Below are 21080 nucleotides of genomic sequence, written 5' to 3'. Positions count from 1 at the left end.
GTGGGACTCCTTGGAAATCTTTGTAGTGGGGTGGCTCAGCAAGGCATCTCGGCGTTCTTGCGCGAGTAATACCACCAAGTGATAACGATACAGGCGACATAGAAAACAGCAAACATCCATAACGCGAACTCGGGTCCACCCGTGGCCGCGATAGAGCTGCCATAGCTCTTGGGAATGAAGAAACCGCCATAGGCCCCGAGCGCGCCGGCGAAACCAACGGCGGCCGCGCCCTCGGTATTGCCGTCCTTGATGGCCTGGGCCTGCGCGGCCTCGTCGTTGCCGCGCAGCAGGCGCAGCTTCTGGTTCAGGAAGATCACGGGGATCATGCGGAAGGTCGATCCATTGCCGATGCCGGTGGTGCAGAACAGCACCAGGAACATCAGGAAGAAGCCCGTGAAGCTGCCCTGCGCCGGACCGAAGGGGAAGGCATAGGCGCTCATCCCCTTGGGCAGGAAGAACAGCACGCCGAGCACGGCCAGCGCCATGACGATGAAGTTCCAGAAGGTGACCACGCCGCCGCCCACCTTGTCCGACAGCCAGCCGCCGAAGGGCCGGATCAGGGCGCCCAGCAGCGGCCCCAGCCAGGCGTAGGCCAGCGGGTTCACGTCGGGGAACTGGCTCTTGATGAGCAGCGGGAAGCCGGCGGCAAAGCCGATGAAGGAACCGAAGGTGCCCAGGTACAGCCAGCACATGATCCAGTTGTGCTTGGCGCGAAAGATCGCGGCCTGCGCGGCGAAGCTGGCCTTGGCGTCGGCGATGTCGTGCATGCCGAACCAGGCGGCCACCGAGGCGATGGCGATCCACGGCACCCAGATGAAGGCCGCGTTCTGCGCCCACACCTGCACGTGCTCGCCGTTCTTCACGATGGTCTGCGAGTCGCCGCCGAAGACGCCGAACACGCCCGCGGTGATGACCAGCGGGCTCAGGAACTGCACCACGGACACGCCCAGGTTGCCCAGGCCGGCGTTCACGCCCAGGGCCGAGCCCTTGCGCTCCTTCGGGAAGAAGAAGCTGATGTTGGCCATGCTGGAGCTGAAGTTGCCCCCGCCCAGGCCGCACAGCAGCGCCAGCACCAGCATGGTGGGGTAGCCGGTGGTGTTGTCCTGCACCGCGTAGCCGATGCCGATGGCCGGGATCAGCAGCGAGGCCGTGGACAGCGCCGTCCAGCGCCGTCCGCCGAACACCGGCACCATGAAGGAATAGAAGATGCGCAGCGTGGCGCCCGACAGCGCCGGCGCCGCGGCCAGCCAGAACAGCTGGTTGGTCGAGTACTTGAAGCCCAGGGCCGGCAGGTTCACGGCGACCACGCTCCAGACCTGCCAGATGGCGAAGGCCAGGAACAGCGCGGGCACCGAGATCCACAGGTTGAGCTTGGCCACGGCCTCGCCCTCGCGTTCCCAGAACTGCTTGTCCTCGGGGGTCCAGAGCGTGAGCAGCCGGCCGGCGCGGCTGTCCCGTTGCGTAGCGGAATTGGCAGACATACAGAGACCTCCGTCAAATCAGCGGGACGCCGGCACCGTGCCGGAGGTGCCCTGCGAAGCCATCAAGTCGGTGCGGCGCACCTCGGTGAAATACATCCAGATCAGCGAGACCCAGACCACGCCGTACATCAGCATGAAGGCGCTGGAGCGGATGCCCGTCCAGTCCATGAGCACGCCGAACATGATGGGCAGGATGAAGCCGCCCATGCCGCCCGCCAGGCCCACGATGCCGCTGATCGTGCCGATGTTGCCGGGATAGTCGTCGCTGATGTACTTGAACACGCTCGCCTTGCCGAAGGCCATGGCGATGCCCAGCGCGAACATCAGCGCGGTGAACACGTAGACGTTCAGGCCGATGTGGAAGGTCTTGGGGCCGTCCACGGTGACGACGGTGAAGTCCGTCTGCGGGTACGACAGCAGGAACAGGCAGATCCAGCACACCCACATCACCCACCAGGTGACGCTGTGCGCGCCGTACTTGTCCGAGAGCACGCCGCCGATGGCGCGCAGCACGCCGCCGGGCAGCGAGAAGCAGGCGGCCAGCAGCGCCGCCACGCGGATGTCCAGGCCGTATTCGCCCACGTAGTACTGCACCATCCACAGCGACAGGGCCACGTAGCCGCCGAACACGATGCTGTAGTACTGGCAGTACTTGAGCACCTTCGGGTCCTTGAGCGCCTTGAGCTGGTCGGAGAACTTCACGTGGCTCGGCACCAGATGGGCCGGGTCGCTGTAGCTGAAGAGCCAGAACAGCACCAGCGTGCCCAGCATGATGGCCGCGTAGACGTGCGGCACGGCGGCCCAGCCGAAGGCCACCAGGATCACGGGCGCCACGAACTTGTTGACGGCCGCGCCCGAGTTGCCCGCGCCGTACACGCCCATGGCCATGCCCTGGCGCTGCCTGGGGAACCAGCGCGCCACGTAGGGCGTGCCGACAGAGAACGAGCCCCCGGCCAGGCCCACGAACAGGCCGATCACGAGGAAGTGCCAGTACTCGGTGGCCGAACCCATGAACCAGATGGCGGGAACGGTGGCAGCCATGAGCAGCGCCATCACGATGCGCCCGCCGTAGCGGTCGGTCCAGATGCCCAGCGGCACGCGCACCAGCGAGCCCGTGAGCACGGGCATGGCCGTGAGCAGGCCGAACTGGGTGGCGTTGAGGTTCAGCATCTTCTTGATCGGGATGCCGATGACGCCGAACATCATCCAGACCATGAAGCAGACGGTGAAGGCCAGGGTGCTCACGATGAGCACCGACCAGGCCTGGCGGTTGCGGCGGGAGTCTTGTGCCGCAGGGTGCGACGCGGATGCCATGCAATAGTCCTCTCTTGGTGTGTGCATGGATGTTCGCGCAGCTGCTAGGGTTTTCCCATACTTCGGTGGAAGGCTCGGGCCGCTGCAAAAGAACGATGGCCCGCGCCCGCGTCCTACTCCGAAAGAACTATGCCCTTCTCGTGGGGTTTAAGGAAAAACGGGCCCCACCGCTTGTACATCAAGCGCCGGCAGCTATCAAAACAGAAGAACAGGAGCCCGATGCGCGAGCTATTCGGCGCGTTGCCGGTCCGAGGCGTAGACCGCCGCCTGCACGCGCGAGGTCAGGCCCAGCTTGCGCAGGATGTGCTGCACGTGGATCTTCACCGTGGTCTCGGCGATAGAAAGCTGGCGCGCGATTTCCTTGTTGCTCGCGCCCCGGGCGATCTCGCGCAGCACCTCCTGCTCGCGCGGCGACAGCTGCGGGGCCGGGTCTTCCTGGGGCATGGGCCCGGGGTCGGGCTCGGGCGCGCCCTGGGACTGGAAGGCCGCCACCAGCTTGCCCATCATCTCGGGGCTGACCACGGGCTCGCCGCGCGCGGCGCGGCGTATGGCCTGGGCCAGCAGATCGCCGTCGATGGTCTTGAGCAGATAGCCCTGGGCGCCGTGGCGCAGCGCCGCGCCCAGGTCCTCGCCGTCCTCGCTCACGGTGAGCATGATCACGCGGCTGCCCTGCGAGGCCTCGCGCAGCCCGGCGATGGCATCCACGCCGCGCACGCCGGGCAGGTGGTTGTCCAGCAGGATCACGTCGGGCCGCAGCTGCGGCAGCAGGCGCAGGGCCTCGGCGGCGTCGCCCGCCTCGCCCACCACGCACAGGTCGCCGTACTGCGACAGCAGGGCCACCAGCCCGCGGCGCAGCAGCGTGTGGTCGTCGATCAGGAACAGCGTGATGGGGGTGGCGGTCATGCGGCAGCGATGAATGGGGTGGTGATGGCGTCCGGCAGGCGCTCGTCCACGCCGGCCGCGGGCAGTTCCAAAGTCACGCAGGTGCCGCCGCCGCCCGCGCGGGATTCGAGCCGCAGGCTGGCGCCGATGCGCTGGGCACGCTCGCGCATGATGCCCAGGCCCACGTGCAGCGAATCGGGCGGGACGGCCTGGGGGTCGAAGCCGCTGCCGTCGTCCTGCACCTCGAAGCGCCAGGGGTGGCGCTGCACGCGCAGCTGCACGTGGCGCGCGCCGGCGTGCTTGCGCACGTTCGACAGCGCTTCCTGCACGATGTGCAGCACCTGGATCTGCACGTCGGGCGCCAGCGGCAGGCCCTGGCCCGACATGGACAGCGCCGCGGCCACGCCCGTCTGGTGCTCGAACTTGGAGAGCGTGGCGCGCAGCGCCTCCTCGATGTCCTCGTCCTGGGTGCGCGTGCGAAAGTGCACCAGCAGCTCGCGCACGTCGGCATAGCACTCGCGCACGCCCACGTCGAGCTCGGCCATGCTGCGGTCGCGGGCCTCGGTGTTGCCCTTGGCCACGGCGTCGCGCAGCAGCTGGGTCTGGATCTTGAGAAAGGCCAGCGACTGGGCGATCGAGTCGTGCAGCTCGCGCGCGATCAGGCTGCGCTCCTCGGCCACGGCGGCCTCGCGTTCGAGCGCCGTGGCGCGCAGCCCCTCCATGGAACTCGCCAGGTGCCGCGCCATGGTGGACAGCAGCTCGCGCATGTCCTCGGACAGGTCCAGCGTGGTGCGGAAGAACAGCGTCACCTCGCCCAGCAGCCGCTGGTGCAGCTGCACGGGGATGCTGACCACGGTCTCGTAGCCGGCCTCGCGGCAGTGCGGCAGCTGCAGCCTTCCCGCCGGGACGATGGGGATCACGCGCATGCGCGCCCGTTCCTGCGCCTGGCCGCATTCGCAGGTGCCGGTGTTCAGGCAGTGCTCCTCCTCAGCCAGGGACTTGGGCAGGCCGTCGGCGGCCAGCAGCACGTAGCGCTGGTTGGCCTCGTCCGACCAGCGCAGCGCGGCGGCATCGCAGCCGGCCACGCTGCGGATCTGCTGCACGAAGCCCTGGGCCAGGGCCTCCAGGCTGCCGGCCTCGCCCGCCAGCGCGCTCACGGCGTAGAGCGCGGACAGGCGCTGGTTGCGCACCTCGATGGTGGCGGTCTTCTCGCGCACCTTGCGCTCCAGGCCCTCGTGCGAGGCCTGCAGCGCATGCGCCATGAGGTTGAAGCCGGCCGCCAGCTGGCCGAACTCGTCCTCCGTCTCCACCTCCAGGCGCGTGCCCAGGTCGCCCTGGCGCACGCGGCCAAGCGCCTGCTGCAGCCGCGTCACGGGATTGAGCACCAGCAGATAGCTCAGCGCCATGAAGGCCACGGCCGAACCTATGGCCAGGGCCACGAGAAACAGGTGGAACAGGTGCAGCACCGCGGTCCAGCGCATGATGCGCACCTCGATGGCCTGCACGAAGCCGTCGATCTCGCTCACGAAGGCGTCGCCGCGCGCCACGGCGGCGGCGCCGCTCTCCTGCGGCAGGGACATCTTCCATTCCTGCTGCAGCAAAAGCCATTGCGAGCGGATGTGCTCGTACTGCGTGCGGGTCTCGTCGTTCCAGGGCACGAACAGGGGGCGCGCGGGGTCCCCGGTGCGCAGCAGCTCCAGCCCGTCGTTGAAGCGCTGCTTCAGCCGCGCGAATTCCTGGGGCGATTCGTTCTGCTGCGCCAGGATCATGCGCAGCATGTTCATGCGCAGGCGGCCCGCCTCATTGACGGCCGCTGCGCCGCCCTCGAGCTGCCAGGTGACCCACAGCGTGAAGCCGATGGAGGCCAGGGCCACGAGCAGGAACACCGTGCCCATGGCCAGCAGCTTGGTCGACAGCGTGGGTTTCTTGCGCATGGCGCGAGTGTAGGCGTCTGGCCGCGGGGCGTCTTGACCATCATCAGGCCGCCCATGCCATCCATGCGGGCTATGCCGCCACTGGTCAAATCAGACCTTACGGCGTATGCAGCAGGCGCAAATAGCTATCTTTTGAATAGCATCCGCGCCTTGCCGCCGCGCGGGGTCGTGCACGAGGTCAGCCGCAGCTGCCCAGGGCGCCGCACTGGGTGCAGTAGTCGCAGCCGTCCTTGCGGATCACGGCGTGGGCGCCGCATTCCTGGCATTTCTTGCCGGCCATGGCAGGCGGCATGCCGGCGGGCATGTCGGGCTCGTCCAGCGGCAGCACCTGCTGCTGCGGCGCCTCGGCGCGGCGCGCCAGGATGTTCTGCACGGCATAGGCGACGGCGGCCACCTCGGAGTCGTGCCACAGCGGCACCTGGGCGCCGTCGGCACGCTGGTAGGTGCCCAGGCGCACGGGGCCGCGGTCCCAGGCCACCTTGCGCATGTCGGACAGCGCGCGCTCCAGGAAGCCGCCGCGCGCGGCCAGCGACAAGAGGCGCATGCTGGAGGTGATCCACTGCTGCGACTCGCTGCTCTGGCCCACGGGCATGAAGAACTCGATGGCGCGGTCCACCGTGCCGCCATGCCCGTCGGGCACGGGCAGGAAGGAGACGATGAGGTACAGGCGCTTGTGCCCTTCCTGCGTCCAGTATTCGATCTTCTCGGCCACGGCCGACAGGCCGCCCTTGGGCCGGCTCTCGATCACGACGCGCATCGGATCGAAGGGCTGGACCGGCTCGGGCGCGGGCTCGCTCTTGGCGGGCTTGGCCTCGGCGGCCGGCACCTCCAGCACCGCGCCCAGGATGCTGTTGGGGCGGTAGGTGGCCAGGCCCTTCAGGCCCGAGTGCCAGGCCTGCATGTACAGGCCCTTGAAGTCGTCGTAGGGGTAGTCCTCGGGCACGTTGACGGTCTTGGAGATGGCCGTGTCCACATAGGGCTGCACGGCCTCCATCATGGCCACATGGTCGGCGGCGGCCATGTCCATGGCGCTCACGAAGTACGCGGGCAGCTGGTTCACGTCGCCGCCCAGCGTCTTGTACAAGCGCCAGGCGTAGTCCTCGACCACGTATTCGCTCTTGCTGCCGTCGGCCTCGCGTTTCCTGCGCGTGTAGGTCCAGGAGAACGGCGGCTCGATGCCGTTGGAGGCGTTGTCCGCGAAAGCCAGGCTCACCGTGCCCGTAGGCGCGATGGACAGCAGGTGGCTGTTGCGGATGCCGTGCTTACGAATCTGCTTCTGGATGTCCTCGGGCAGGCGGCTGGCGAAGGTGCCCTTGGCCAGGTAGCCGTCGGCCTGGAACTTGGGGAAGGCGCCCTTTTCCTTGGCCAGCTCCACGGAGGCGCGGTAGGCGGCGTTGCGCATGCGCTCGGCGATCTTCACGGCCATGTCGCGCCCGTCCTGGCGGTCGTAGCGCTTGCACAGCATGGCCAGGGTGTTGCCCATGCCGGTGAAGCCCACGCCGATGCGGCGCTTGGCGGCGGCCTCGGCCTGCTGCTGCGGCAGCGGCCAGAAGGTGACGTCGAGCACATTGTCGAGCGCCCGCACCTGGGTCGCCACGGCCTGCTCGAAGGCGTCGAAGTCGAACGACGCCTCGCCATGCAGGCCGAAGGGGTTGCGCACGAAGCGCGTGAGGATGATGGGCCCCAGGTCGCAGCAGCCATAGGGCGGCAGCGGCTGCTCGCCGCAGGGGTTGGTGGCCTGGATGGTCTCGGTGTAGTGCAGGTTGTTGTCGGTGTTGATCTGGTCCAGGAACAGGATGCCGGGCTCGGCGAAGTCGTAGGCCGACTTCATGATGGTGTCCCACAGTTCGCGCGCGCGCACCGTGCGGTAAATCCACTGGCCGTCGGCGCGCTGGCGCGCGCCCTCCTTGAGCAGTTCGGCGCCCGGAGCAGCGCTGTGCACCAGCTCCCATTCGCGGTCCTGCTCCACGGCCTGCATGAAGGCGTCGGGCACGCCCACCGAGACGTTGAAGTTGTTCCAGCGCCCGGGCGTGCGCTTGGCGGTGATGAAGTCCAGCACGTCCGGGTGGTCGATGCGCAGCACACCCATCTGCGCGCCGCGGCGCGCGCCCGCGCTCTCCACGGTGGAGCAGGACTGGTCGAACACGTTGATGTAGCTGCACGGCCCCGAGGCCATGGACGCCGTGCCCTTGACCATGGCGCCGCGCGGGCGGATGCGCGAGAAGTCGTAGCCCACGCCGCCGCCGCGGCGCATGGTCTCGGCGGCCTCGCGCAGGGCCTCGTAGATGCCGGGGTAGCCGGCATCGTCCACGCCCTGGATGCAGTCGCCCACGGGCTGCACGAAGCAGTTGATCAGGGTGGCCTGGATGTCGGTGCCGGCGGCGCTCATGATGCGCCCCGCGCCGATGGCGCCGGCGCGCAGGTTGTCCAGGAAGCGCGCCTGCATGGCCTCGCGGATGTCCTCGCGCTCCACCGAGGCCAGGGCCCGAGCCACGCGGCGGAACAGGTCCTCGACATCGCTCTCGCCGTCCTTGAAGTATTTCTCCTTCAGCACATCCATGCTGATGGGCTGGGTGGACAGGCTGGGGGCGAGGTCGGTGGTTTCACGTTGCATGGATGGGGCTCCGAAAGGGGGTCTGACGGGCACGCCGCGACCCGGGCGCGGCGGCAATCCCCGTTTGTACACCGGCCGGAGGCCCCCTGCCCCGAACCCGTATCAAGACCCTGCGCCAACCGCCCGCGGCATGCCCCGGCTTCCTTCTATTCCTGTAGCACGCCAGCCTCGGCCCATGGGAAATTGCGCGCATTACGGGCCCGATTCGCGGCGGCGCAAGAGGAATTTACGATCGGTTGCATTGCCGCCACGCCTACCATCCCGGCATGCGACCGACCATCCCCCGCCTCCCCCGCCCGGGCAGCCTGCTGCCCCCTTTGCTGCTCGCCCTGCTCCTGCTGCCCGGCTGCGCGGCCCTCCCTTCCGCACCGCCGCCCCTTGACGCCGCCTGGCAGGCGCAGCTCGAGCGCTGGCCCGCCGTGGACGCGCTGCTGCTGGGCGAGCAGCACGATGCCGCCGCCCACCAGCGCTGGCAGCAGGGCACCGTGCGCTGGCTGGCCGAGCGCGGCCGCCTGGCGGCGCTGGTGGTCGAGATGGCGGACGCCGGCCAGGGCACCGACGGCCTGCCCCCGGACGCTGGCGCGGCCCAGGTGCGCGCCGCCCTGCGCTGGAACGGGGACGCCTGGCCCTGGCAGCGCTACGCCCCCGTGGTGATGGCCGCGGTGGCGGCGGGCGTGCCGGTGCGCGGCGGCAACCTGCCGCGCAGCCGCATGCGCGCGGCCATGCAGGATGCGGCGCTGGATGCCCACCTGCCCCCCGCCGCGCTGGCGCTGCAGCGCGAGGCCATCGCCGAGGGCCACTGCGGCCTGCTGCCGCCCGACCGCCTGATGCCCATGGTGCGCGTGCAGCTCGCGCGCGACGCGAGCATGGCCCGGGCCGTGCTGGATGCGCGCCAGAGCGGCCGCACGGTGCTGCTGGTGGCCGGCTTCGGCCATGTGCGGCGCGACCTGGGCGTGCCCACCTGGCTGCCGGCATGGTTTACGTCGAAAACGGCCATAGCGCAGGCGGGACAAGCGCCATCAGCTATTGAATCGGAAGCAAACTACATCCACGCGACGCCCGCCCTGGCGCCGCAGGACTACTGCGCGCCGCTGCGCGGGCCCGGCACGGCTACGCCCGTGCGGTAGTCACGCCTGCGCCTGCAGCAGCGCGCCGAACTGCTCTGCCGGCACGGGCCGGCTGCACAGGTAGCCCTGGTAGCTGTCGCAGCCGCGCGCGCGCAGGAAGGCCAGTTGCTCGGGCGTCTCCACGCCTTCGGCGAGCACCGTCAGGCCCAGGCTGCGCCCCATGGCGATGATGGTCGCGCTGATGGCCATGTCGTCCGCGCTGCTCGGGATGTCCCGGATGAAGCCCTGGTCGATCTTGAGCGCGTCGATCGGGAAGCGCTTGAGGTGCGCCAGCGAGGAGTAGCCGGTGCCGAAGTCGTCCACCGCGATGCGCACCCCCAGCGCCTGCAGGCGCTGCAGCACCTGGCGCATGGCCTCGGGCCGCTCGGCCAGCGCCGACTCGGTCAGCTCCAGCTCCAGGCAATGGGGCGGCAGGCCGCTGTCCTCCAGCGCCTGGGCGGCGCAGGCCGCCACGTCGGTCAGCTGGAACTGGTACGGCGATACGTTGACCGCGAGCCGGATCCCGGGCAGGCCGGCCGCGCGCCAGCGCTGGCCCTGGCTGCAGGCCTCCTGCATGACCCAGCGGCCCAGCGGGCCGATCACGCCCGAGGTCTCCGCCACGGAGATGAAGCGCGCGGGCGAGATGACGCCCTCCTCGGGGTCGAGCCAGCGCAGCAGCGCCTCGGCGCCCACGATGCGGCCCGTGGCGATGTCCACCTGCGGCTGGTAGTACAGCCGCAAATGGCCCTGCGCCAGGGCCGAGCGCAGCCGCGCCTCTATCTCCAGCCGCTCGCGCGCGGCCTGGATCATGGATTCGTCGAAGAAACAATGGGCGCCGCGCCCGCGGGCCTTGGCGCCGTACACGGCGGAATGCGCACCCTGCAGCAGCTGCTCGGCCGTCCGGGCATGCTCGGGAAACATGCTGATGCCCACGCTCACCCCGGCCACCACCTCGATGCCGTCGGGCGTGCGCCAGGGCTTGCTGGCCGCGGCGATCATGTACTGAGCCACGGCCGCCGCGCCGTCGCTGTGGCGCAGGTTGCGCGCCAGCACCGCGATCTCGTCGCCCGCCATGCGCCCCACGAGGTCGCCCGGGCGCAGGCTCATGCACACCTGGGCGGTGATGTGCCTGAGCACCTCGTCGCCCACCGCATGGCCATAGCTGTCGTTCACGTCCTTGAAGCGGTCGAGGTTGAGCAGCAGCACGGCCATCTGCTCGCCATGGACCTGGGCCTGGCACAGGGCCTGCCCGAGCTGCTCGACGAACCAGGCGCGGTTGGGCAGGCCGGTCAGGCTGTCGCGGTGCGACAGGAACTCCAGGCGCTGGTGCTGGGCCTTTTCCTGCGATATGTCGCTGAACATGCACACGTAGTGCGTCACCGCGCCCTGGGCATCGCGTACGGCCGACAGCGACATGCGCTCCGGGAAGATCTCGCCGTTCTTGCGCCGGTTCCAGATCTCGCCCTGCCAGTGGCCCGTGCGGCGCACCGCCTCCCACATGGTCTCGTAGAAGGCCTTGTCGTGCCGCCCCGACTGGAACACGCGCGGGTTGCGGCCCAGCAGTTCCTCCTCGGTGTAGCCGAGCACGCGCGTGACCACGGGGTTGATCGAAAGGATGCGGGCGTGCGCGTCGGCCACGACGACGCCCTCGACGGCGTTGTCGAGCACGGTGCTGGCCAGGCGCTGGCGCTCCTCGGCGGTGCGGAGGTCCGTCAGGTCGGCAAGGATGCCGGAGAAGCGCTCCGGCCGCCCCTGGGCGTCGCGGTGGCACTGGCCGCGCGCCTGGAACCAGCAGTAGCTGCCGTCGAAGCGCTGCAGGCGCGCCGTCTCGTCGAACGATCCGCCGGCGGCAATGGCCCGCTGCACGGCACGGTGCAGGCGGTGGCGGTCCTCAGGGTGCACGCGGCGCAGCAGGTTCAGCCCCCGGGGCAGCTCGGCGCCCCGGTAGCGCAGCAGGCGCAGCAGGCCCTGTGAGCCGGTGATGCGGCGCTGCGCCAGGTCCCAGTCCCACATGCCGCTGCCGCTGCCGTCGAGCGCCAGGCGCAGGATGTTCTCGCTGCGCGCGAGCGCCGCGCGGGCGGCGTTGATCCCGCCCATGTCCTGCAGCACGCACAGCAGGTGCGCCGGCTCGTCCTGCGCGGCCGGCACGAGGCTCACCGTGCACAGCACGGGCAGGGGCGGCCCACCTCCCGCGCGCAGGCACAGGCGCTCACCCTGGAAGTGCCCGGCCTGCCCGGACAGCAGCTGCTGGAGCTGGCGCTGCGCCGAGGCGCGGTCGTCGGGCGCCACCAGCTCGTCGAAATGGCGCTGGACGATGGCCTGCGGCGGCAGCTCCAGCCAGGCGCACAGCCGCTCGTTGGCGGAAAGAAAGCGCATGCCGGCGGGCTCCACGCGCGCGATGCCCACCGGCGCGTGGCGCTCGATCTGCACGCGCTCCTGCGCCAGCGCCGAGCGCGCGCGCTCGGCGCTGCGCATGCGCGTGAGCAGCCACCACGCCAGCACGCCCGTGAACGCCACGTACAGCCAGCCCTTGAAGGTCTGCCAGCGCGCCAGCAGATGCGGGTCCTGCACCCAGTGGGCCAGCAGCCCGTCGCCCACGGCCACCCAGACCGCTCCCGCCAGCAGGTACAGTGCCATGCCCCACCAGGGGGCTATCCGGGGGACGGCCCCCGGCGCATTCGATCCCATCGCCACTCCGCAAAGGGCCCGGAGCCTGCTGCGACAATCCGCGCCATGACCCCCGCCTACATCCTTACCCTGTCCTGCCCCGACCGCCTCGGGCTGGTGCACGCCGTATCGGGCTTCCTGCTCGAACACGGCGGCAACATCGAGGAAGCCGCCCAATACAACGACGACGCCACCGGCCTGTTCTTCATGCGCGTGCAGTTCGCCTGCTCGCAGCACGACGGCGCCACGCTCAAAGAGCACCTGGCGCGCTTCGCCGAACCCTATGCCATGCGCTGGAGCCTGCACGCCAAGGCCGAGGCCATGCGCACCGTGCTCCTGGTCAGCCGCGAAGGCCACTGCCTCAATGACCTGCTGTTCCGCGTCAAGAGCGGCCTGCTGCCCATCGACGTGCGCGCCATCATCAGCAACCACCGCGACTTCTACCAGCTGGCGGCCAGCTACAACATCCCCTTCCACCACATCCCGGTCACGGCCGCCACCAAGGCCCAGGCCGAGGCGCGGCAGTACGAGATCATCGAGTCCGAAGGGGCGGAGCTGGTGGTGCTGGCGCGCTACATGCAAGTACTGTCCAACGAGCTGTGCGCCAGGCTGGCCGGCCGCGCGATCAACATCCACCACAGCTTCCTGCCCAGCTTCAAGGGCGCCAAGCCCTACTACCAGGCCCACGACCGGGGCGTGAAGCTCATCGGAGCCACCGCCCACTACGTCACCGCCGACCTCGACGAGGGGCCGATTATCGAACAAGACGTGGCGCGCGCCGACCACACGGACACCGTCGAGGACCTGACGGCACGCGGGCGCGACACCGAAAGCCAGGTGCTGGCACGCGCCGTGAAGTGGCACAGCGAGCACCGCGTGCTGCTCAACGGCCACAAGACCGTGGTGTTCCGCTGATGGCCGCCGCCCCGTTCAGCGCCAGCGCGGCACGGCGCATACCGCCCATCCAGTGCCTGCTCACCTTCGAGGCCCTGGCGCGCCTGCGCAGCGTGACGCAGACGGCCGACGAGCTGTGCGTCACGCCCAGCGCCGTGAGCCACCGCGTCAAGCAGCTGGAGCAGATCCTGGGCACGCGGCTGTTCGGGCGGTCCGACTTCTCCCTGACCACCGAGGGCAGCAGCTACCTCGCGCAGGTGCGCGAGGGCCTGTCGGCGCTGCAGCGCCTGCCGGGCCACGCCGTCAGCCCCGGGCGGCGGCGGCTCAAGCTCGCCGTCACGCCCACCTTCGCGCGCGTCATCCTGATCCCGCGCCTGCGCCAGTTCACCGAGACCTACCCCGAGATCGACCTGGCGCTGCACGTCTCCATCCCGCTGCTGGACGTGGTGGCCGAGGACGCCGACCTCGTCGTGCGCTACGGCCCCGGCCACTACGCCGACATGGAGCACGTGGAGATCGCGCGCGACGTGCTCACGCCGCTGGCCTCGCCCGGCTTCGTGCGCGAGCACGGTCCCTTCGAGCGCCCCGAGGACCTGGAAGGCCTGCCCCTGCTGCGCAGTCCGCTGGAGCCCTGGCGTACCTGGTTCGCCGCCGCCGGCCTCGCCTGGACCGAGCCCAACGAAGGCTCGCAGTTCAACGACGTGGGCCTGATGTGCGACGCCGCCGCCGCCGGCATGGGCGTGGCCCCGGTGCGCCTGAAGCTCGCCGCGCCCTGGCTGGAGCAGGGCACGCTGGTGCGCCTGTTCGACATCGACGCCCCCAGCCCCTACGCGCACTACCTGTGCTGGCGCGCCGGCACCATGGAGCGCTGGGAATGCGCGGCCTTCGCCGACTGGCTGCGCCGCTCGATGGCATAGCGCCATTCACACGAGGCTGCAAGAAAACTCACGCCACGCCGGCGCGCACTTGGCTACAGTGGCGCCATGACCAGCAGCCCCGCCCCCACCCAATCCGAGCGCGCCGCGCGCCAGCGCGAAATCGTGCAGGCCTTGTCTGCCTGCGTGCCGCAGCACGCCCTGCTGTGGCAGAGCGAGGACACCACGCCCTACGAATGCGACGGCCTCACGGCCTACCGTCAGCGCCCGCTGGTGGTGTGCCTGCCCGAGACCGAGGACGAGGTGCGGGCCGTGCTCAAGACCTGCCACGCCCTGCAGGTGCCGGTGGTCGCGCGCGGCGCGGGCACCGGCCTGTCGGGCGGCGCCATGCCGCACGCCATGGGCGTGACGCTGTCGCTGGCCAAGTTCAACCGCATCCTGGACGTGGACCCGGTGAGCCGCACGGCGCGCGTGCAGTGCGGCGTGCGCAACCTGGCCATCAGCGAGGCCGCCGCCCCCTACGGCCTGTATTACGCACCCGACCCCAGCAGCCAGATCGCCTGCACCATAGGCGGCAACGTGGCGGAAAACTCGGGCGGCGTGCATTGCCTGAAATACGGCCTGACGGTACACAACGTGCTGCGCGTGCGCGGCTTCACCATGGAGGGCGAGCCCGTCACCTTCGGCAGCGAGGCGCTGGACGCGCCCGGCTACGACCTGCTGGCCGCCGTGATCGGCAGCGAGGGCATGCTGGCCGTGGCGCTGGAGGCGACCGTGCGCCTCATCCCCAGCCCGCAGCTGGCGCGCTGCATCATGGCCAGCTTCGACGACGTGCGCAAGGCCGGCGACGCCGTGGCCGCGGTGATCGCGGCGGGCATCATCCCCGCGGGCCTGGAGATGATGGACAAGCCCATGACCGCCGCCGTGGAGGACTTCGTCAAGGCCGGCTACGACCTGACGGCCGAGGCCATCCTGCTGTGCGAATCCGACGGTACGCCCGAGGAGGTGGAGGAGGAGATCGCGCGCATGAGCGAGGTGCTGCGCGGCGCGGGCGCCACCGCCATCAGCGTGAGCGGCAGCGAGGAGGAACGCATGCGCTTCTGGAGCGGGCGCAAGAACGCCTTCCCCGCAAGCGGCCGCATCAGCCCCGACTACATGTGCATGGACTCGACCATCCCGCGCAAGCGCCTGGCCGACATCCTGCTCGCCATCCAGCAGATGGAGAAGAAATACGGCCTGCGCTGCTGCAACGTGTTCCACGCGGGCGACGGCAACCTGCACCCGCTGATCCTGTTCGACGCGAACGACCCCGACCAGCTGCACCGCTGCGAGCTTTTCGGCGCCGACATCCTGGAGACCAGCGTGGCCATGGGCGGCACGGTGACGGGCGAGCACGGCGTGGGCGTGGAGAAGCTCAACAGCATGTGCACCCAGTTCACGGTCGAGGAGAACGCGCAGATGATGGGCCTCAAGCACGCGTTCGACCCGGCCGGCCTGCTCAACCCCGGCAAGGTCATCCCGACGCTCAACCGCTGCGCCGAGTACGGGAAGATGCTGGTGCGCGGCGGACGGCTCAGCCACCCCGGCCTGCCGCGCTTTTAAGCAAAATCAGCCTCTAGCGCTCGCCAGTCAAACGCTTTCAGCTATCGAAACAGGAGCTCATCCGCCATCCAGCAGGGCCCAGAGCGCGCCCGCGTGCGAGATGGTGAACAGCACCAGCCCGATCAGCCCGCCCACCAGCGTGCCGTTGATGCGGATGTACTGCAGGTCGCGGCCGATGTGCTGCTCCACCAGGTGCGCCATCTCCTGCGCGTCCCAGCGCTGCACCGTGGTACGGATGTGCTCGGCCACCGACTGCGCCACGTCGGGCGCGAACGTGGCGGCCCAGAGCTCCAGCCGCACGTTCAGGCGCACGCGCAGCGCCGCGTCGCCCGCGAGCGACATGCCCAGCCACTGGCCCATCTCGGCCACGCGGCGCGAGAGCTCCGAATCCTCGCGGGCCAGGTCCTCGCGCAGCGAACGGCGCAGGCCGGCCCACAGGTCGCGCACGTAGCGGCCCAGCGCCTCGTCGTTCTGCAGCCAGGCGCGCAGCTCCTCGCCGCGCCGCGCCCAGTCGGGGTCGTTCTGCAGGCGCTCGGCCAGCCGCGCGAGGGCGCCGTCCAGCGCCTCGCGCAGCTCGTGCCGGGGGTCGTCGGCCACGGCCTTGAGCAGCGTGTCCACCGCGTGCGTGATGGCGGCCGCACCCTTGCCCGAGAGCCAGTCGGTGGGCAGCACCTTCTGCTTGAGCGGGTGCTCGCGCTTGATCCACTGCACCAGCGTGTCGGCCACGAAGGCGCGCGCCTCCTCGGTGCGCACCATGCCGCCCATGCGCTCCAGCAGCGCGTCCAGCAGCTCCTGGTGGCGGCCCTGATGTGTGAGCGCCGCCAGCGCCGAGGCCATGGAGCGCGAAAGGTCCAGCCGCCCGAGCAGCGCGCGCGCGGCCTGCGCGAGGAAGGCCTGGATCTTCTCGTCCTCCACCGTGTCCAGCGCCATGAGCGCCAGGCGCGAGACCTGGCGCCCCAGCAGCCCCGCGTTGGCCGGCGCGGTGAGCCACTGCGCCAGCATACCGGCGGGATCGTGCCGGCGGATCATGGCGACGAGCGAGGGCGCGTCGAGGAAGCGGTCGCGCACGAACAGCGCCAGGTTGCCACCGATGCGATCCTTGTTGCGCGCAACGATGTCGGTGTGGCGCCCCACCAGCGGCAGCGGAATGCGCCGAAAGAGCGCCGCCACCGCGAACCAGTCGGCCAGCGCGCCGACCATCGCGGCCTCGGCCACGGCCTTCAGGCCATCGACCCACAGGCTGCGCGGCGCGAGGTTGCAGGCGGCGAAGATCGCGGCGAACAGCACGAGCAGCGCGAGCGCCAGGCGCCGGGGCCCGGCGTGGTCTGCGACTTCATGGAGGCCGGGGAAGGAATGCATGGCAGGGCGTGAAGCATGGGGAACCTGCGCCGACCCTACCACGGCACGCCCGCCCGCCATGTCATCCATTCGCCGATCCGGGGCAGCGCACCGCGGGCCACAGAGCGTGATTTATACGCAAATATTTGACGTGACTATCGTCAATTGTCACCCCGTATCGCCCCCATATTCCTAATGTGACCGGATGCAAGATGCAAAGGCGCAATTTGCGCAACGGTTACGCGATGCGATGGCGGCGGCGGGCTACGAGCCCAAGCCCGCCGTGCTGGAGCGCGAGTTCAACACCCGCCACTGGGGCAAGCCCATGACCCTGCACGGCGTGCGCCGCTGGCTGCTGGGCGAGACCATGCCAGACCATCGCAAGCTCGCCACGCTGGCCGACTGGCTGGGCGTGCCCGTGCAGGAGCTTGGCTACGGCGACGAGGGCGGCCACCGCGTGCGCGAGCACCAGCCCCAGTGGCACTCAGGCCTGGGCTACCAGGACAAGGAACTGTTCGACATCTACCTGCGCCTGCCCGTGCCCAAGCGGCGCCTGGCGCGCGACGTGATCCTGGCCATCGCCCGCGCCCACGCGGCGGAAGAGGCGGAGCGCACCGGCAAGGATTGATGGCAAAAAGTGCCGCAAGCGCTTTAGAGTCAAGTACTTGCAGCTACCAAAAACGAAGCATCAACCCAGGATCTTGTCCAGCGCCGCCGCGAGGTGCCCCACCGTGCGGTCCACGTTGTGCCACTTCTCCAGCCCGAACAGGCCGACGCGGAAGGTCGTGAAGTCGGGCCCCTCGTCGCACTGCAGCGGCACGCCCGATGCGGTCTGCAGGCCCACGTCGATGAACTTCTTGCCGCTCTGGATGCCGGGGTCCGTCGTGTAGCTCACGACCACGCCCGGCGCCTTGAAGCCCTCGGCCGCCACGCTCGGGAAGCCGCGCGATTCGAGCAGCGCGCGCACCTTGGCGCCCAGCGCGACCTGTTCCTGGCGCACCTTCTCGAAGCCGTAGGCGCGCGTCTCCAGCATCACGTCACGCAGCCGCACGAGCGCATCGGTGGGCATGGTCGTGTGGTAGGCGTGCTGGCCCTTCTCGTAGCCCTCGGCGATCTGCATCCACTTCTTGAGGTCGCACGAGAAGCTGGAGCTCTGCGTGGCCTCGATGGCCTCGCGCGCGCGCGCCGAGAGCATCACCATGGCGCAGCAAGGCGAGCCGCTCCAGCCCTTCTGCGGCGCGGAGATCAGCACGTCCACGCCGGTCTTGTCCATGTCCACCCACATCGCGCCCGAGGCCACGCAGTCGAGCACGAAGAGCGCGCCCACCTCGTGCGCGGCGTCGCTCACGGTGCGGATGTAGTCGTCGGGCAGGATGATGCCGCTGGCCGTCTCCACGTGCGGCGCGAAAACCACCCTGGGCTTCTCGGCGCGGATCGCGGCGGCCACCTCGTTGGCCGGGCACGGCGCCCAGGGCGCCTGCGGGCCCTCGCCCTGCCTGCGCGCCTTGCAGACCACGGCGCCGCCCCTGAGCCCCCCCGCGTCGAAGATCTGGCTCCAGCGGTAGCTGAACCAGCCGTTGCGCACGATGAGCACCTTCGCGTCGTTGGCGAACTGGCGCGCCACGGCCTCCATGCCGAAGGTGCCGCTGCCGGGCACGAGTACGGCCGTGTGCGCGTGGTAGACCTCCTTGAGCGCGGCCAGGATGTCCTGCATCACGCCCGTGAAGCGCCTGGACATGTGGTTGAGCGCGCGGTCGGTGTAGACCACCGAGAATTCGAGCAGGCCGTCGGGATCGACGTCGGGCAGCAGGCCGGGCATGGGGGTGTCTCCTTCCACGTTGAGAAACAAGCGGGCCAGCTTAGCACCTCGCAGCGTACTGGCGCGCGCCGAAGACGCCGCTGCCCACACGCACCATGGTGCTGCCCGCGGCCACGGCGGCCTCCAGGTCACCGGTCATGCCCATGGACAGGGTGTCGAACTGCCCGAGCCCCTCGAAGCCCTGTGCTTTGATGTGGTGAAAAACGGCCGCAGCCCTTTCGTGGAGCGCGCGTTGCGCTTCGAAAGTGGGAGCATCGTCAGGAATGCTCATGACGCCGCGCAGGACCAGGCGGGGCAGCCGGGCCACGGCCTCGGCCAGCACAGCTGCGTCATGCGGGCCCACGCCCGACTTGGTGGCGCCGCCGTCCACGTTCACCTGTATGCACACCATGAGCGGCGGCAGGTGCGCGGGGCGCTGCTCGGACAGCCGCTGCGCGATCTTGAGCCGGTCCACCGTCTGCGCCCAGTCGAAATGCTCGGCCACCAGCCGCGTCTTGTTGCTCTGTATCGGGCCGATGCAATGCCACTGCAGCGCGAGCGCGGGCGCCAGGGCGCGCAGCGCGGCCATTTTCTCCACGGCCTCCTGGATGTAGTTCTCGCCGAAGGCGCGCTGCCCCGCGAGGGCAGCGGCGTGCACGGCCTCGGCGCCGAAGGTCTTGGACACCGCCAGCAGCGCCACGGACCCGGGCGGGCGGCCCGCGGCGGCGCAGGCCTGCGCGATGCGCTCGTGCACGCGTTGGAGGTTTCTGTCAATCGTCGTCATAATGTGTAGCCAAGCGTATCAAACGATGAGAGGGAATCCGTGGACATCACCCAGTTGCTCGCCTTCAGCGTGAAGAACAAGGCGTCCGACCTGCATCTGTCGGCCGGCCTTCCTCCGATGATCCGGGTGCATGGTGATGTGCGGCGCATCAACGTCGATGCGCTGGACCACAAGACCGTCCATGCCATGGTGTACGACATCATGAGCGATGCCCAGCGCAAGGTCTACGAAGAGTTCCTGGAGGTGGACTTCTCCTTCGAGATCGAGGGCCTGGCGCGCTTCCGGGTCAACGCCTTCAACCAGAACCGCGGCGCGGCGGCGGTCTTCCGCACCATCCCGAGCAAGATCCTGACGCTGGAGCAGCTCAACGCCCCCAAGATCTTCGCGGACCTGGCGCTCAAGCCCCGCGGCCTGGTGCTGGTGACCGGCCCCACGGGCTCGGGCAAGTCCACCACGCTGGCCGGCATGATCAACCACCTCAACGAAACCGAGTACGGCCACATCCTCACCATCGAGGACCCGATCGAGTTCGTGCACGAGTCCAAGAAATGCCTGGTCAACCAGCGCGAGGTGGGGCCGATGACGCTGTCGTTCTCCGCTGCGCTGCGCTCGGCGCTGCGCGAGGACCCGGACGCCATCCTCGTGGGCGAAATGCGCGACCTGGAGACCATCCGCCTGGCCATGACGGCGGCCGAAACGGGCCACCTGGTGTTCGGCACGCTGCACACCTCCAGCGCCGCCAAGACGATCGACCGCATCATCGACGTGTTCCCGGCCGAGGAGAAGGAGATGGTGCGCGCCATGCTGTCGGAGTCGCTGCAGGCCGTGATCTCGCAGACCCTGTGCAAGCTCAAGGACGGTTCGGGCCGCGTGGCGGCGCACGAGATCATGACGGGCACCAGCGCCATCCGCAACCTGATCCGCGAAGCCAAGGTGGCGCAGATGTACTCCACCATCCAGACCAGCAACAGCGTCGGCATGCAGACGCTCGACCAGAATCTCACCGACCTGGTGCGCCGCAACATCATCAGTCCCGCCGAGGCGCGCAGCAAGGCCAAGATCCCGGAAAATTTCCCCGGCTGATGACGCCGGCAAACCACCTACCCCGGTCCGCCGATGCGCGGGCCCGGTGCATCGGAGCTCCACCATGAAAGGCATACTCGGCCTGCTCAAATCCAGGCCCCAGAAAACCGGCGAGGACAGCAGCGACTCGGTGCTGTTCACCACCGCGTTTGCCAGCCAGGGGGTGGACGAGTCGCTGCTCATCCCCTGGGAGGCGCGCGCGGTCGAGGTGGGCGCCAAGCGCCTGCCCAAGAGCCGTGGCGGAAAGCTGCTGCAGTCGCTGTGGAGCAAGGACAAGTACATGGCGCACCTGGACCAGAGCGCCGTGGAGCGCATGGAGCGCTTCTTCGAATTCGCGGCCATCCCTCCAAACCGCGACGTGATCCGCCAGGACGAATACGGCAACTTCATGGTGGTGCTGCTCACGGGCACCATCGCCGTGGACCGCGTGCAGCCCTGGGGCGAGCAGCTGCGCCTGGCCGAGACGCGCCCGGGCGAGATCCTGGGCGAGATGTCGCTGCTCGACAGCGGCATCCGCTTCTCGGCGTGCACCACGCTCACTGACTGCGAGGTGGCCGTTCTGAGCGCCGATGCCATGGACGAGATGATGTCGCAGGATCCGCAGCTCGCCGCCAGCCTGGTGGCCCTGCTGGCGCGCAAGCTGTCGCTGCGGCTGCGCGCGGTGAGCGCGCGCCTGAGCGAAAACCAGCGCTGAGACGAACGGCAACG

At 69.5% G+C, this 21080-nt stretch carries 16 protein-coding genes; 7 read left to right on the top strand and 9 right to left on the bottom strand.

Annotated elements, in window-relative coordinates; all coding sequences use genetic code 11:
* Positions 1 to 35 precede the first annotated feature (35 nt).
* The 5 genes from ALIDE2_RS02320 to ALIDE2_RS02300 all read right to left on the bottom strand — a co-directional run bounded on the left by ALIDE2_RS02320 (position 36) and on the right by ALIDE2_RS02300 (position 8225).
* Positions 36 to 1481: a NarK family nitrate/nitrite MFS transporter gene (locus tag ALIDE2_RS02320; RefSeq protein ID WP_013517406.1), complete on the bottom strand. Its 1446-nt coding sequence runs from the start codon at positions 1479 to 1481 to the stop codon at positions 36 to 38.
* Positions 1482 to 1499: 18 nt separating this feature from the next.
* The gene (locus tag ALIDE2_RS02315; RefSeq protein ID WP_013721290.1) at positions 1500 to 2795 is read right to left on the bottom strand and encodes an MFS transporter; all 1296 of its coding nucleotides are present in this window, start codon (positions 2793 to 2795) and stop codon (positions 1500 to 1502) included.
* 228 nt (positions 2796 to 3023) lie between these two features.
* Positions 3024 to 3698 carry a response regulator gene (locus ALIDE2_RS02310; protein WP_013721289.1) on the bottom strand — a complete coding sequence of 225 codons (675 nt, stop codon included), beginning with the start codon at positions 3696 to 3698 and terminating at the stop codon, positions 3024 to 3026.
* Entirely contained in the window at positions 3695 to 5611 is a 1917-nt protein-coding gene (locus tag ALIDE2_RS02305) for a type IV pili methyl-accepting chemotaxis transducer N-terminal domain-containing protein (protein WP_013721288.1), read from the bottom strand. The genes ALIDE2_RS02310 and ALIDE2_RS02305 overlap by 4 nt, the downstream gene beginning before the upstream one ends.
* Positions 5612 to 5789: 178 nt before the next feature.
* Positions 5790 to 8225, bottom strand: coding sequence for an adenosylcobalamin-dependent ribonucleoside-diphosphate reductase (locus ALIDE2_RS02300; RefSeq protein ID WP_013721287.1), 2436 nt, complete (start codon positions 8223 to 8225; stop codon positions 5790 to 5792).
* 266 nt (positions 8226 to 8491) lie between these two features.
* On the opposite strand from ALIDE2_RS02300, the gene ALIDE2_RS02295 reads away from it, so the two are divergent.
* Positions 8492 to 9352, top strand: coding sequence for a ChaN family lipoprotein (locus ALIDE2_RS02295; RefSeq protein WP_013721286.1), 861 nt, complete (start codon positions 8492 to 8494; stop codon positions 9350 to 9352).
* Here the strand turns inward: ALIDE2_RS02295 and ALIDE2_RS02290 are convergent, their stop codons facing one another.
* Positions 9353 to 12019 carry a sensor domain-containing protein gene (locus ALIDE2_RS02290; protein WP_013721285.1) on the bottom strand — a complete coding sequence of 889 codons (2667 nt, stop codon included), beginning with the start codon at positions 12017 to 12019 and terminating at the stop codon, positions 9353 to 9355.
* Between the two features lie 45 nt (positions 12020 to 12064).
* Between ALIDE2_RS02290 and purU the strand changes: the two genes are divergently transcribed.
* From purU to ALIDE2_RS02275, 3 genes are all read left to right on the top strand, one after another.
* Positions 12065 to 12913, top strand: a complete 849-nt coding sequence (gene purU, locus ALIDE2_RS02285) for a formyltetrahydrofolate deformylase (protein ID WP_013517399.1) — start codon at positions 12065 to 12067, stop codon at positions 12911 to 12913.
* The gene (locus ALIDE2_RS02280; protein ID WP_013517398.1) at positions 12913 to 13809 is read left to right on the top strand and encodes a LysR substrate-binding domain-containing protein; all 897 of its coding nucleotides are present in this window, start codon (positions 12913 to 12915) and stop codon (positions 13807 to 13809) included. Before purU ends, ALIDE2_RS02280 begins: the two co-directional genes overlap by 1 nt.
* Before the next feature lie 66 nt (positions 13810 to 13875).
* A complete protein-coding gene (locus ALIDE2_RS02275; RefSeq protein WP_013721284.1) occupies positions 13876 to 15369 on the top strand; it encodes an FAD-linked oxidase C-terminal domain-containing protein in 1494 nt (497 codons plus the stop codon).
* Positions 15370 to 15426: 57 nt separating this feature from the next.
* Here ALIDE2_RS02275 and ALIDE2_RS02270 read toward each other — a convergent pair whose 3' ends face one another.
* The gene (locus ALIDE2_RS02270; protein ID WP_013721283.1) at positions 15427 to 16728 is read right to left on the bottom strand and encodes a DUF445 domain-containing protein; all 1302 of its coding nucleotides are present in this window, start codon (positions 16726 to 16728) and stop codon (positions 15427 to 15429) included.
* Between the two features lie 184 nt (positions 16729 to 16912).
* Here ALIDE2_RS02270 and ALIDE2_RS02265 point away from each other — a divergent pair, with 184 nt between their 5' ends.
* The gene (locus ALIDE2_RS02265) at positions 16913 to 17335 is read left to right on the top strand and encodes a hypothetical protein (protein ID WP_013517395.1); all 423 of its coding nucleotides are present in this window, start codon (positions 16913 to 16915) and stop codon (positions 17333 to 17335) included.
* A gap of 60 nt (positions 17336 to 17395) precedes the next feature.
* Here ALIDE2_RS02265 and ALIDE2_RS02260 read toward each other — a convergent pair whose 3' ends face one another.
* Both ALIDE2_RS02260 and ALIDE2_RS02255 read right to left on the bottom strand, forming a co-directional pair.
* Complete coding sequence (locus tag ALIDE2_RS02260; protein ID WP_013517394.1) at positions 17396 to 18526, bottom strand: aminotransferase class V-fold PLP-dependent enzyme; 1131 nt, start codon at positions 18524 to 18526, stop codon at positions 17396 to 17398.
* A gap of 40 nt (positions 18527 to 18566) precedes the next feature.
* A complete protein-coding gene (locus ALIDE2_RS02255) occupies positions 18567 to 19289 on the bottom strand; it encodes a YggS family pyridoxal phosphate-dependent enzyme (protein ID WP_013721282.1) in 723 nt (240 codons plus the stop codon).
* Positions 19290 to 19328: 39 nt separating this feature from the next.
* On the opposite strand from ALIDE2_RS02255, the gene ALIDE2_RS02250 reads away from it, so the two are divergent.
* Both ALIDE2_RS02250 and ALIDE2_RS02245 read left to right on the top strand, forming a co-directional pair.
* On the top strand, positions 19329 to 20372 hold the full coding sequence (locus ALIDE2_RS02250) for a type IV pilus twitching motility protein PilT (RefSeq protein WP_013517392.1): 1044 nt from the start codon (positions 19329 to 19331) through the stop codon (positions 20370 to 20372).
* A 64-nt stretch (positions 20373 to 20436) separates the two neighbouring features.
* Complete coding sequence (locus tag ALIDE2_RS02245; RefSeq protein WP_013517391.1) at positions 20437 to 21066, top strand: cyclic nucleotide-binding domain-containing protein; 630 nt, start codon at positions 20437 to 20439, stop codon at positions 21064 to 21066.
* The last annotated feature ends 14 nt before the right edge of the window (positions 21067 to 21080 follow it).

Source organism: Alicycliphilus denitrificans K601, from assembly GCF_000204645.1.
Lineage (GTDB): Bacteria > Pseudomonadota > Gammaproteobacteria > Burkholderiales > Burkholderiaceae_C > Alicycliphilus > Alicycliphilus denitrificans.
This window is presented reverse-complemented; position numbering and strand designations above follow the sequence as displayed.

Coding starts and splice junctions, on each gene's coding strand:
- ALIDE2_RS02300 (WP_013721287.1), bottom strand. CDS start 8,225: ATGCAACGTGAAACCACCGACCTCGCCCCCAGCCTGTCCACCCAGCCC.
- ALIDE2_RS02275 (WP_013721284.1), top strand. CDS start 13,876: ATGACCAGCAGCCCCGCCCCCACCCAATCCGAGCGCGCCGCGCGCCAG.
- ALIDE2_RS02320 (WP_013517406.1), bottom strand. CDS start 1,481: ATGTCTGCCAATTCCGCTACGCAACGGGACAGCCGCGCCGGCCGGCTG.
- ALIDE2_RS02315 (WP_013721290.1), bottom strand. CDS start 2,795: ATGGCATCCGCGTCGCACCCTGCGGCACAAGACTCCCGCCGCAACCGC.
- ALIDE2_RS02290 (WP_013721285.1), bottom strand. CDS start 12,019: ATGGGATCGAATGCGCCGGGGGCCGTCCCCCGGATAGCCCCCTGGTGG.
- ALIDE2_RS02245 (WP_013517391.1), top strand. CDS start 20,437: ATGAAAGGCATACTCGGCCTGCTCAAATCCAGGCCCCAGAAAACCGGC.
- ALIDE2_RS02295 (WP_013721286.1), top strand. CDS start 8,492: ATGCGACCGACCATCCCCCGCCTCCCCCGCCCGGGCAGCCTGCTGCCC.
- ALIDE2_RS02255 (WP_013721282.1), bottom strand. CDS start 19,289: ATGACGACGATTGACAGAAACCTCCAACGCGTGCACGAGCGCATCGCG.
- ALIDE2_RS02260 (WP_013517394.1), bottom strand. CDS start 18,526: ATGCCCGGCCTGCTGCCCGACGTCGATCCCGACGGCCTGCTCGAATTC.
- ALIDE2_RS02310 (WP_013721289.1), bottom strand. CDS start 3,698: ATGACCGCCACCCCCATCACGCTGTTCCTGATCGACGACCACACGCTG.
- purU (WP_013517399.1), top strand. CDS start 12,065: ATGACCCCCGCCTACATCCTTACCCTGTCCTGCCCCGACCGCCTCGGG.
- ALIDE2_RS02270 (WP_013721283.1), bottom strand. CDS start 16,728: ATGCATTCCTTCCCCGGCCTCCATGAAGTCGCAGACCACGCCGGGCCC.
- ALIDE2_RS02280 (WP_013517398.1), top strand. CDS start 12,913: ATGGCCGCCGCCCCGTTCAGCGCCAGCGCGGCACGGCGCATACCGCCC.
- ALIDE2_RS02265 (WP_013517395.1), top strand. CDS start 16,913: ATGCAAGATGCAAAGGCGCAATTTGCGCAACGGTTACGCGATGCGATG.
- ALIDE2_RS02305 (WP_013721288.1), bottom strand. CDS start 5,611: ATGCGCAAGAAACCCACGCTGTCGACCAAGCTGCTGGCCATGGGCACG.